Here is an 11,841-nt window from a genome sequence, read left to right as displayed (position 1 = left end):
CTTATCAGGAAGCAAAATGGTTATTTCAACTTCACCTTCCCCAACTCATCCAACAGCGCTGGCCGTTTCGGATACATGAATTTGATTTCTTCGACCAACCGATACGCCGCTTGAGTACCGAGCGCGTTTTTGAACGACTTGATCTTTTGGCAGGCAGTCCAATAGGCTTTACGGTTGGAAGCCCGATCGATTTGTCGGTAAATATAGGCGGTATAGATTTCATTCACTTCATGCGGATAATCCGCCAACAGGTGCGGATACAGCTGCTCGATTGCAGAGATATCCCTCCTGCAATAATCCAGCAGGTCTTCCATCCTCTTTTCTTCAATTAGAATCCCGAGATACAAAGGCCGGCTCCGCGGACGGTTTTTCATATCGGCCAGAAGCGCCTCCAACTTATTCGGCCATTGCTCGGGATTCACTAAATTCTTCAGCTTAAAGTAATATTCTTCCTCACCATCAAGTGTAAACTTGGCACTGAGGTCGATCATCTCCGCTGTATTGCCCATCCCTTCGTAAGCTTTAAAACGAAGCTTTTTCCATTCATGTAAAAGCCCAGCAAAATCCGCATCTAACTTTTCCGACTCTTCGCATAGCTTAAGGGCTTTCTCGAATTCACTGGCTCTCAGCGCCTGCAGAACTTGGGCTTTACGGATAGCCGGATAGCGATGATGCTTTGAATAAAATGCTTCGACAGCATCCTGCCCGCTGTGTCTTTGCAGCACCCATAGCTGGTACACCCGGAACCGCTCTTCTAAATAATGATACGTCTTGCTTTGCATTTCCTTACTGGCAATCAGTTTTTCAATGAAATTATAGAGCTTATCTCCGAACTCTCCTTTTTCGTTCCATCGCAAGACAGATTCCACCAAATCATTCGGTGCATCGGTCATGTCCTGCTCCAATCCAAACAAGATATGCGGATACAACAGTTCAAGCATCCTATCGACGATCGCTTCATCCACTTCTCCTGGCCACTCTCTCAGAGCTTCGTCGACCTTCTCCAAGCTTTCGTAAATCGCTGAACTGATCTCTCCGGATGAATCGTCCGCAATTTGCAGCATGCCCGTACATTCCCTGATGACGACCAAACTGAGTCGGATGATCTGTTCGGCATCCTGCCGTGAATCCAAGCCATCCAAAAACTCAAGCACTTCCTCAACGCCTTCAAGTGCTTGGCCTGTCCAGTCCCACTCGATAAAGCCATTGCGGACAGCTCGGTAAGCTGATATCCGTATCAGCTGGCGTGCTTTTTCTTCATCCATCTCTCCCGTATCCAAGAATTTCTCTGTCAAATACTGATGGACGGCAGGCTGCTTCTCCACCAGCTCTTCCAAGATTTCCAGCAGTTCCGCTTTTTTCAGCGCCTTTAATTGCGCCATTACATCCACTGCAGTCGTACCATTTACTGCTTTATATTCACTAATCGCCAAGCACACTGCGATTTCATGCTTGCACAGCGAATCCGATTCAAACGGGCACGTGCAATAAGAACCGACAATCGTTCCGTCTTTCCTTAAATTGACCGACACTTCGTAATCTTGTGTGCCCGAAACCAAAGCATGCCAGCGGTTCGGCGTATCTTCCGTCAATTGTTCCACGAAACCCTGCTCAAAATAATCCAATCCTCGCTTGTAAAGCTTTGCGGGAACGGTTTTTTTAAAATTACTTAGATTCATGAGTTCCCCTCCTCGTTTGATTATAACTTGTGAAGAGTTGCGACTGAATAAGAAGCGATTTTCTAATTGAAAACCATATTTTTTGAAGGAAGATGTGCCGTAGCTTGGCACTACTTTTATTTTCATCGATCTCCATATCGTCGCTGTGTCAGACGAAATGACGAATAGCCAACAATACAAACGCATCCCCCGTAATGTCCGACTGTTTTTCCATGCATGACAGTATATAAGTCGAATTATACCCGATACAACAAGGTCATACTTCAAATGGAATCATCAAGTAAGCAACACCTTTTTTATAATCAAAAAATAGTACCTTTTTGATGATTTAATAGAAATTAAGGTGTACAATGTAGCTATATTTTAGTAGAACAACTCTATCACAACTATTTTCGATAACAGCGAGCTAACCAGTTTCATATGCACTGACCATCTTTTCCGTTACCCACAAAGTACGGAAAATTACATAACTTACGAAATCCTGTTCCTTTTCACCATACTAACTTCAAAAGGAGGGTACGCATATGAAACTCCAGTGGCTCGTGTTGCTCGCATTTTTGTTTGCCGTATTGATTACCATTTTCGCAGTTGTCAATGTGGATACCGTGCCTGTCAACTTCGTTTTTGGCACTGCGGATTGGCCGCTTATTCTTGTCATTCTGGCCTCTGCGTTGATGGGATTCCTGTTAAGCGGATCTGTGGCGCTTGCCAAAATCTACTCTTTGCAGAAGGATAAAAAAGCTGCACAAAAAGGCAAGCCCGTTAAACCGAAGAAAAATGTCTCTGCTTCTTAATTTTTTATCGCTGGCCAAGAGGGTCCGTTAAAAAACTTTGAACCGAGACAAAGTAGATAATTGTTTGGAACAGGCGATCAAATTAGGCACAGCCCTCCTTTTTTAAAGGGGGCTCTTTTTTTGAGCACCAATACCAAATGAAACAGACAAAAGCCGTATCCGCTAAGCATTGAGCTTGCCGGATACGGCCTTTTCTTCGTGTTATTGTTGTCGAGCGTGATTTCCCCTATGCGTTTTCTGTTTCCGCAGGCTCCTCTGGAATGATCAGGTTCAATGCAATCGCCATAAAGCAGGCGATTGTGATACCAGAGCCGCCAAACAATAACTTAATCACTTCCGGAAACCCATTCATCGCATCGGGTACTTGGCTTAAGCCGAGTCCAAATACCAAAGACAATCCGATGATGATCTTGGCTCTTTCATTTAAAGGCTCCGAGGTCAATATGGCGATGCCCGTTAAGGTAATCTGAGAAAAAATGATAACGGTGGCTCCTCCAATGACGGCTGGCGGCATGGTGGAGATAAGCGCGCCCATCTTAGGGATCAGGCCGGCCAATATTAAGAATCCGGCGCCCACAGCTACGACATATCGACTCATTACTTTGGTAAATGCAATCATCCCTACATTTTGGCTAAACGAGGTGTTTGGCAGGGAATTAAAAATCGCTCCTAGAGAAGACGTAAAACCATTCGCTATGACTGAGCCGGAAAGCTCTTTTTCTGTAGGCTCTCTGCCTGCTCCCCCATTCGTCATGGCTGTCACATCTCCCACGGTCTCAACAGATGTCACGATAAACATGATCATCATAGGGAGAATCGCTCCCCAGTAAAATTCCATCGGGAAATAGAAGGGTTGTGGAACTGAGAACCAACTGGCTTCTCTCATGGCTGTAAATTCGACCATCCCCAGTGGCAGAGCCACTAAATATCCAATAATAATACCGATTAAAATAGAGGATGTTTTCGCCATTCCCTTTGCATATCTATTGAGAAACAGCACAATGGCCAGTACCAATAAAGCTACCAACCAGTTTTTAGCTGACCCGAAATTTTCAGATCCGCTGCCTCCAGCCATCGAGACAATTCCCGTAGGCAATAGTGACAAACCGATCGTCAAAACGACTGTACCGGTGACAATTTTCGGAAAGAATCTCCTTACTTTCCTTATGAAAAACCCTAAAGCTCCGCCGAACAAACCGCCGATCAGGCTGGCACCCAATAATCCGCCTATGCCGTAGGAGCTGGCGATGACGAGATTGGTCGGCAGAAATCCAAAGCTCGTCCCCATGACGACCGGGAGCCGCGCCCCGACCAGCCATATTGGGTAACATTGGATGATCGTTGCAATTCCGGCCATGACCATGGCACTTTGAATCAAGATCGTCAAATCCGCTCCTGTGATGCCGACCGCACCCGCGATGATGATCGGGACCGCCACGTTCCCTAAAAACATTGCGAAAATATGCTGCAACCCCAAAGGTATTGCTTCTTTTAACGCGGGGACGCCATCCACATCGTATTTGTTTGTATTCCTAGCCTTTGTGTCAGCTCCAACTACTTCCTTCATACAACACCTCTTTTCAATTTTATTCAGCTATTAATCCACCTTATCATCTTCGGTAAATAGGACTCTGCGCTCCATGCGGACGCTTTCCGCGGACGAAGCGCTGAGCCTCCTCGTCACTATCAAAACCCTTGTGCTCAACTCTCACTGCGTTCGAGCATCGCAAAAAAACCGTTGCTCCCACATCTGCATGGCAGATGCGTCGCAAATGAATGCACTCAGCACTGCTTCGTTCATTCATTGCCTGCGGGGTCTCATCACTCCGTTCTTCCGCAGGAGTCGCCACATTGCGCTCCGAGTCCTTGAGATATTGCTTTCGAAAAGTGTAGTAGTTCGTGACTCTCTCTGATTTGGGCCACCTGCTGACAACCGGTCTGGCCACGGCTCACGCGCTGAGCCTCCTCGTCACTATCAAAACCCTTGTGCTCCCACATCTGCATGGCAGATGCGTCGCAAATGAATGCACTCAGCACTGCTTCGTTCATTCATTTCCTGCGGTAAAGCGAGACGACCGAGACCCCGCAGGGAGCGCAGAGACCGAGGAGGCTTGGGCGCGAGCCCGCGGAAAGCGCAGCTGTTTTGCGGAATATCGACTTACTAGTCAGCCTATATATTTGTATGTTATTCAATCTCCAATATTTTCTTCACCGCATAATCTGCGCCTCTGTCTCTTGAGACGTTTCGCCAATAGCGTAAATTGTCTTTAGAAGTTTCTTCTAGCTCAGCCAATGCTTTCGCTAATTCTAATTGGCTGAAATTATTCGGATCCAATACTCTTCCTAAATTGTGCTTTTCAATGTCATAGGCGATATTAAACTGATCGCTGGAAAATGGCAGGATGACCATCTCTTTCCCGTGGTACATCGCTTCTGTCAAGGTGTTGCATCCACCGTGAAAGAGAACGGTATCTACATATTGCATAAGCGCTACTTGAGGGATAAAACCTTCGATGATCGTATTGGGCGAGCTGTATTTTTGTAATTCCTCCGAATGGCTGCCTGCCGAAACGATCAGGAGCGCATCAGGATGACTTTCCCTGGCCGACAGGATCAGTTTTTCCAGTACGTCTTTTCTATTCGATAAAAAAGTTCCCAAACTGATCATGATTTTCTTTTCTTTTGTAGCTATCTTTTCCATCCATTCTTCATCCAAGGCAACCGCTTGAAATGAATTTCCTATAAACAGCTCTTTCGGGTTTTCTTCACTTTTTTCGATATTGTTGAAATCAAAATAGTTGTAGATCACCGCGATTTCAGACACTAAACTGAACGCATTGCTGATTTTTTTAATCGACTTATTTTCACTGATAATATTGTTAAAGACTTCAGTAAACTCCTGTTGCGTTTGGGTGGAAACTTGCTTTAACTTCTTCAGATCTTCTTCGTCGACCGTTATCGCCTCAGGCCAGCTTTTCGGCACATTGAAATACCGTCCATCTCTTGGAATGGTGTTGGGATGAGGCGGGCAAAACGTCACAAAAGGCACCCCCAAGAAATACAAGCTCAGCGTAACCGAATACGATAAGATGTCCACCACATAGAGATCAACATCCATGGAATCATCTATGGCCTTGATCTTGTCGATGAGCTCTTGCGGATTGTACAGCATATCGGCCTTTCGGTGGCGGGACTGGGTGATCAGTGTTTCCACCGCCCCCTTTTTAGTCGACTCAAAGAATTCTTCTAATCTCATTCTCTCCGTATCCGGCTGCACGGTGTCTTCACTGGTCCCTGTATTTTTATTGGAACTGATGTCGATTTCATAAAAAGCAAAATTCTCTTTCAGGATTTGTTCCTTGAATTCGATGCTGCAGCCAACTGTCACTTGTGCACCCTGTTCCTGAAAACTTTTGGCTAACACGAGCAAAGGGTTAAAATGCGAATAAAATGGCGGACTGACGACAAAGATTTTTTTATACTTCATTTTCGTTTGCTCCTTCTAAAGACAAATAAAATGACACGAACTCGTGTGAAATCTTTTGAATGGAAAAGTTTTCATCTACTGTTTTCTGTCCTGCAGCTTGAATTTTTTGCACTGCGTCTTTATCGATTTTAGGATCATACAGATGGCTTTCCGTTTCTTTGGCAATCGTTTCGCCATTACTTGTGTCGATCAAAAACCCATTTTCCCCGTTCTTCATATAACTTTTCACTCCGCCTTTGATTGGGCCGAGAGTCAGGAAGCCGATCGACATTGCTTCCAAAATAGCGATGCCAAACTCTTCTTTCACACTGGAGCACAGGTAGATATGGGGATAGTCAAAGTCTCTTTTGATAATATCCCTTTCCAGCAATCTGATATCCACATTCGACATGGCCCCTTTATGGATGAACCTGCCTTTGAACTCGGGATGCTGTTGTAGGAAATCCTCGAAAAACTCCATCACCATTTCTTCTTCTTTGCTCGGCCGCTCCAGGTCACCGCCGATGATGAGCAGATTATGGGTTTCCGAAAGCTTGGAGTTTGCCCACGCTTTTAACAGTTCCATCTGCCCTTTTAACACAGCCAATCTCCCGACGTTTAAGATGACAGGCTTCTCAAAAAAGCCTTTATTGGTTTCATTCCATTCGATGTGGCGGTTGGAATAGGCAGCGATCGCTTCTTCATCAATGGTTTGGCCTGTTTGTATCCCTTCACCGATCATTTTGATTTTTCCATTTACACGGTCATCTTTAAATTGAGGGAAATAAACCGCAAGTTCCGTTTTCACATCTCCATTCCCAATCCCAACGATTCCATTGCTTGTGTGGATTAATTCGTCACCTATTTTGATCTTGTTCAGTTTTTCGATAAGCTCGTTGAAACCGAGTTCTTTTAACTGACCCGAACCTTCAAACATGTTCCGGTGCGGATCCGGCGTTAGCGTAAAGACCAATTTGCTATTTAATTCCTCACTTAAATGAGCCACCGCTTTAGACGCGTTGTCTAAAAACCGGATATGAAAGACATCGGGCTGTATGTTTGAGCGTTTTAAGTAATTGGCTATCTGCCGTTTGATAAACAACTCTCTTTTGATGAACTTGTCTGATCGAGACTGGTCCAAATAAATCGGCAACCTGATGAATACGTGTTTATCGCCATGAGAGCTGATAAAGGGCTTATTCAATTCTTGAGTGATCGTAATCGTAAACACATGAGCTATGCGGCTGTCTTTCGAGATCTCTTCACCCAAGCCTTTTAATAATACGGCTAAGCCGCCATTATTCCCTTTTCCGCTATCTTCAAAATCCCCATAGAACATCGACTGCAAAATGGAAACGCCTGGCTTTTCAAATGTAAAATCTGTCTTGAGAAAGTCCATATAGCTATCAATAAACACCTGGTTTTTCTTGTTTCTTACATGCTCCTCCATAAAGGACTGATCGATAGTTTCCGTTGGATACAAATTCATTAATGCATTGATTCCCTGGATCTTGATGCCATCCGGGTAATCCATGGCTAATAATTTGTAAATCGCGTCTTTAAATTCCTGTCTGTTAAAGCGAACGATATAGTCCAGCAAGATGGAAACGATTTCTACATCCAGCTCGTATTTCTGGAGCATAGATAAGATATCGTTATCACTTAAAATATCCATATCACATTCAATACAAAGGTCTAAAACATGATAGAGCTTTTGGCTATCGTACTGTTGGTTCACGAATAAGTCTTTTATTTTTCTCTCTATTAGTTGCTTGTTGTCATCATGGAATAAATGTAAAACTGCATCTACGATAAAGCGGTCTGTCGTTGGATGCTCTCCCAAAAACGACAGCAATTCGTCTACTTCATGTTCACCTAGCTGCTTGTCCAGCTCTAGTTGCTTGATCGTTCGAATTTGCTCGACCACTCTTTGTTCATCGGAGTTTATCGCCTTGCTGTTATTTATGTACTCATCTAAAAATTGGAGAGGATAACTATAGTTACTTTCCTTATCATAAACACGATTTCTGAACTCAATAAATTCGTTCATTTTTCATCCCCCGATGCTTTCAGCAGATTAGTTTCTTCCTATTCTATACCACAGGAGGTGCTACTATATACGCATACGTCTGTTCATTCTTTTTAATAAAACGAACGATGCCAATTAATGCCAAAAATATTGAAGCAATTAGGTGCAAATATACTTTATTCCTTATACATCATTTTTTGCCCTGCATAGTTAACTAGACCATTAGATAGAAAGGATACAATATGCTCCCCCTCACTCCTTCAAGCCACTTGCTGGGTGCGGGACAATAAAAAAACACACCTGCCAGGTTGAATCGGCAAGTGTGCAAATCTATTATGTGTTTGAAGAAAAGCTATTGTAGCTCGGCCATACGACTAGCTTACCCTTCACTTATGAACAGCCGTGATCTCTTCCATCAATCCGACCCAGTCGTCTCTCGTGAAATCATACAACTCCAGCTCGGTCTTTCTCAAAACCATATGGAGGCTGTCGAATTTTTCGTCCGACCGGAACCGCCACCAACTTTTCGCGGTCGAGGTCTTGGTTCCTGGCTCGAAGTAAGTCAAGGTGATTTCAGGGTCAACGATGTCCTCCACCCGGTCGATATCCAACAAATCATGCGGGAAATCAATATAGAGACCGAGCGCCGCTTTATGAGGCGTGATGGACCCGATTTTATATTCCGAATGCGCGTCACGCTTCTCAATCACGTCACTCCAAGGAACGGGGGTGTCGCTTAAGATCAATACCTTGCCGTCCTCACTTGTCTCAACCCGGCAATTCGGCAGGCTGTTAAAGACGTCTGTCATCTCGTTCATTTTTTGTTCGACCATTCTGTTCATTTCGCTATCCATTCCTTTCAATTCATTTATCATCCTTACTATTTCTTAAATATACTTGTTATTATTCCAATCGATTTTTTCATACTTGTTCATCTCATCTTGTATCCCTAAATAACTTGCAAGCGCTAAAATAACTAGTGTCATGCTAGTCCCAATTTGTACAACATGAAAAAAGTTCTCAAAGGTATATAAACTTTCTGGAAATGATACATTAAATGCTGAAACTGAAAAACTGTAAAGAATGGTATTAATATATTCTTCGTTTGAACCTTCAAATGTAGTTTTGAGCAAATGATAAATTAATGCAAATAACAAAGTGACTTCTACATAACTATGTATAGCTAAAGATATTCTGTTCCATCTTTTAAGATTCGATGTTCTTTCACCGAATTCCAGATTAGAGCTCATGCTAGGTGAAACAACGTCATTGTAAAAAGCATAAATAATTTCTATAACTCGAGACAATGTACGCGTGATAATAATAACTATTACAAGATCTATAAAATATTTCGGTATAAAGTCTTCGTATAAGTTGAAAATAGCGAATAGAGTAAAGTAGGAAGTGACAATTAAATTGGCCCAATTACTATAAATTATAAACAACTTTCTTTTCTTCTTTTTTTCGTGAATTTCACATTCATACCGTTCACCAATCAATTCGCATTTGATTTTCTGTGCTTTATAGTCGTGATAATACTTCTTCTTTCTTATTTCACAAAAATCTTTATCATAATTATCATCTAAAACTTCTTTGTACAAGTAAGCAAACATGTAATCAGGTGATATAATGCCTAAGATTATTAATTTTTTATTTTTTAATAAATACTTAAAAATACTTTTTTCGAGATGAATAGATTTAACTTCTAGTTTTTTTAAGGTCAGTCGATATATAAAGAAGTGCAAGAAATAGGTAAAGAAAAAAAATATAAAATACCCGATAATCCATAGTGAAAGATTAATTTTTATAATCGTAAGTTCAAGATACATAGAAGTTCCAACTAAAATTATAGCGAAGAGACCGTCAATAATTATGTGTAAATAAGTAAATCCTTTTCTTGTATGTATATCGATTAGGCTTGCTTGAACATCTCAGTCAGCTCTGCACGAGCTTGATCGAATCCGATATGGCAACGGGTGGAGAAGTTCTGGTTATAGATTTCGAACTGGGAAACCAGGAAGCGATCCAAGGAATCTTCGTTCGGAAATTGCTCCTTGCGCTTGCTGTATTTCTTTACGTTCTTGTTGAACGATTCGATCAGGTTCGTTGAATAGATGCTTCGCCAAATGGATTTTGGGAAGCTGTAGAAAGTGAAAATATAGGGATTCGCTTCCAACGATTTCGCCACTTTGGGATAGGCCGTTTTCCATTTGTCGACAAAGGCTTTCAACGCTTTTTCACCCAGTTCTTGGTTCTCTGCCCGGTAGACCGATTTGAAATCATCCAGAATCTCCTTGCGATCGGTAACGCGAACTTTGTGGCGGATCCCACGCGACAAGTGGACGCAGCACGCCTGATATTGAGCATCGGGAAAGACCGCGAAGATGCGATCGGTGATGCCTTTTAAGCCGTCGGAGATAAACAAAAGCACCTCTTCGACACCGCGCTCTTTCAAGTCCAACAGGACTTCTTCCCAAACAAATGCGGATTCCGTAGGTGCCACTGTATAGGCCAAGACTTCTTTTGAGCCGTCCTCTCGGATGCCAATCGTAATATAGACGGCTTCCTTCGAGACCGTGTCGCGCTTGAGGGCAATGTAAGTTGCATCCAGATAGACACACGCGTAACGCTGTTCTAACGGACGAGATTTAAACGCCTCGACCTGTTCGCTCATGACTTTCGTCATATTGGAAATGGTTTGTGGCGTGTAATGATGGCCGTACATTTTCTCGATCAGGTCCGAAATCTCGGACATGGTCACGCCTTTTTGAAACATATGAATAACGAAGGCTTCCAGCGTATCGTTTGAGCGCTTGTACGGAGCGACCGTCTGTTGGTTGAATTCGCCGTTCCGGTCCCGTGGCATCGAAAGCTCTAAATCCCCATACTCCGTATGGAGTGTCCGCGTGTAGACACCATTGCGTGAGTTGCCGGAATTAAACCCGATGCGGTCGTATTTTTCGTAATCCAGGAACGCTGTTAGTTCCGTTTGAAGAAGTGTATTCACCGCCGTCTCCAAATGTTTGCGAAAAACTTCGGAGATGTCTTCTTTTTTTACTAGAGCTTGCATAATATCTGTTGTAAACTGAGTCATAGGGAAGGCCTCTTTTCTGTGAATTGGTTGTGGTGACTTAATTCTACAAGAAAAGGTCTTCCTTTTTCTATTTATTCATTTACACAAGATATTTTACGCTCTCATAGCGAAACGACAAAATATGAAGAGTAATGGGATATTATTAATAGAAATTAACATGATTAGTTTTTCTATCTTTGATTTTCTTGACATTATTTTTTTGGACTCTAATTTTTTATCCATCATATTAAATTTGCAATATGTAGCGATTATAATTATTAATGCAAATAACACTAAGGACCAGCCTATGACAAGAGAATGGCCTTTAGACAGGAGTTCTATCGCTTCTAATATTAATAATAAAAACATTATGCCCAAAATTAAGTTCTTCGAATATAACAAACCATGCTCCATTTTTTTCATAGATTTCACCAGCTTTTCACGTTTGAAGCCTTACTGCCTGCCTCAACATATGTCAAGGTAATATTAGGATCAACGATGTCTTCCACCCGGTCAATATCCAACAAATTATGTGGGAAATCGATATAGAGGCCGAGCGCCGCTTTATGAGGCGTGATGGATCCGATTTTATATTCCGAATGCGCATCCTTTTTCTCTAGCGTGTCACTCCAAGGAACCGGGGTGTCGCTTAAGATCAAAACCTTGCCGTCCTCACTTGTCTCAACCCGGCAATTCGGCAGGCTGTTAAAGACGTCTGTCATCTCGTTCATTTTTTGTTCTACCATTTTGTTCATTTGGCTATCCATCCTTTCAACTCATCTATCATTTATGGTTGCTGC

The 11,841-nt window shown here is 42.7% G+C and carries 9 protein-coding genes; 1 reads left to right on the top strand and 8 read right to left on the bottom strand.

What is annotated here, in order from left to right; translation table 11 throughout:
* Window positions 1–20 precede the first annotated feature (20 nt).
* Window positions 21–1,679, bottom strand: coding sequence for an SWIM zinc finger family protein (locus G3255_RS03650; RefSeq protein WP_211653333.1), 1,659 nt, complete (start codon window positions 1,677–1,679; stop codon window positions 21–23).
* 524 nt (window positions 1,680–2,203) lie between these two features.
* Between G3255_RS03650 and G3255_RS03645 the strand changes: the two genes are divergently transcribed.
* Window positions 2,204–2,473, top strand: a complete 270-nt coding sequence (locus G3255_RS03645; RefSeq protein WP_211653332.1) for a LapA family protein — start codon at window positions 2,204–2,206, stop codon at window positions 2,471–2,473.
* 226 nt (window positions 2,474–2,699) lie between these two features.
* Here G3255_RS03645 and G3255_RS03640 read toward each other — a convergent pair whose 3' ends face one another.
* From G3255_RS03640 to G3255_RS03610, 7 genes are all read right to left on the bottom strand, one after another.
* Window positions 2,700–4,040 carry a uracil-xanthine permease family protein gene (locus tag G3255_RS03640; protein WP_211653331.1) on the bottom strand — a complete coding sequence of 447 codons (1,341 nt, stop codon included), beginning with the start codon at window positions 4,038–4,040 and terminating at the stop codon, window positions 2,700–2,702.
* Between the two features lie 618 nt (window positions 4,041–4,658).
* Window positions 4,659–5,960, bottom strand: coding sequence for a glycosyltransferase (locus G3255_RS03635; RefSeq protein WP_211653330.1), 1,302 nt, complete (start codon window positions 5,958–5,960; stop codon window positions 4,659–4,661).
* Complete coding sequence (locus G3255_RS03630) at window positions 5,950–7,989, bottom strand: glycosyltransferase family 4 protein (protein WP_211653329.1); 2,040 nt, start codon at window positions 7,987–7,989, stop codon at window positions 5,950–5,952. The genes G3255_RS03635 and G3255_RS03630 overlap by 11 nt, the downstream gene beginning before the upstream one ends.
* Window positions 7,990–8,354: 365 nt before the next feature.
* The gene (locus G3255_RS03625) at window positions 8,355–8,822 is read right to left on the bottom strand and encodes a hypothetical protein (RefSeq protein WP_249222214.1); all 468 of its coding nucleotides are present in this window, start codon (window positions 8,820–8,822) and stop codon (window positions 8,355–8,357) included.
* 33 nt (window positions 8,823–8,855) lie between these two features.
* On the bottom strand, window positions 8,856–9,797 hold the full coding sequence (locus tag G3255_RS03620; protein ID WP_211653328.1) for a hypothetical protein: 942 nt from the start codon (window positions 9,795–9,797) through the stop codon (window positions 8,856–8,858).
* Window positions 9,798–9,880: 83 nt separating this feature from the next.
* Window positions 9,881–11,062: an IS256 family transposase gene (locus G3255_RS03615; RefSeq protein ID WP_211653327.1), complete on the bottom strand. Its 1,182-nt coding sequence runs from the start codon at window positions 11,060–11,062 to the stop codon at window positions 9,881–9,883.
* A gap of 407 nt (window positions 11,063–11,469) precedes the next feature.
* Window positions 11,470–11,796 carry a hypothetical protein gene (locus G3255_RS03610; protein WP_211653326.1) on the bottom strand — a complete coding sequence of 109 codons (327 nt, stop codon included), beginning with the start codon at window positions 11,794–11,796 and terminating at the stop codon, window positions 11,470–11,472.
* Window positions 11,797–11,841 lie beyond the last annotated feature (45 nt).

It is taken from the genome of Planococcus sp. MSAK28401, assembly GCF_018283455.1.
Taxonomy (GTDB): domain Bacteria; phylum Bacillota; class Bacilli; order Bacillales_A; family Planococcaceae; genus Planococcus; species Planococcus alpniumensis.
This window is presented reverse-complemented; position numbering and strand designations above follow the sequence as displayed.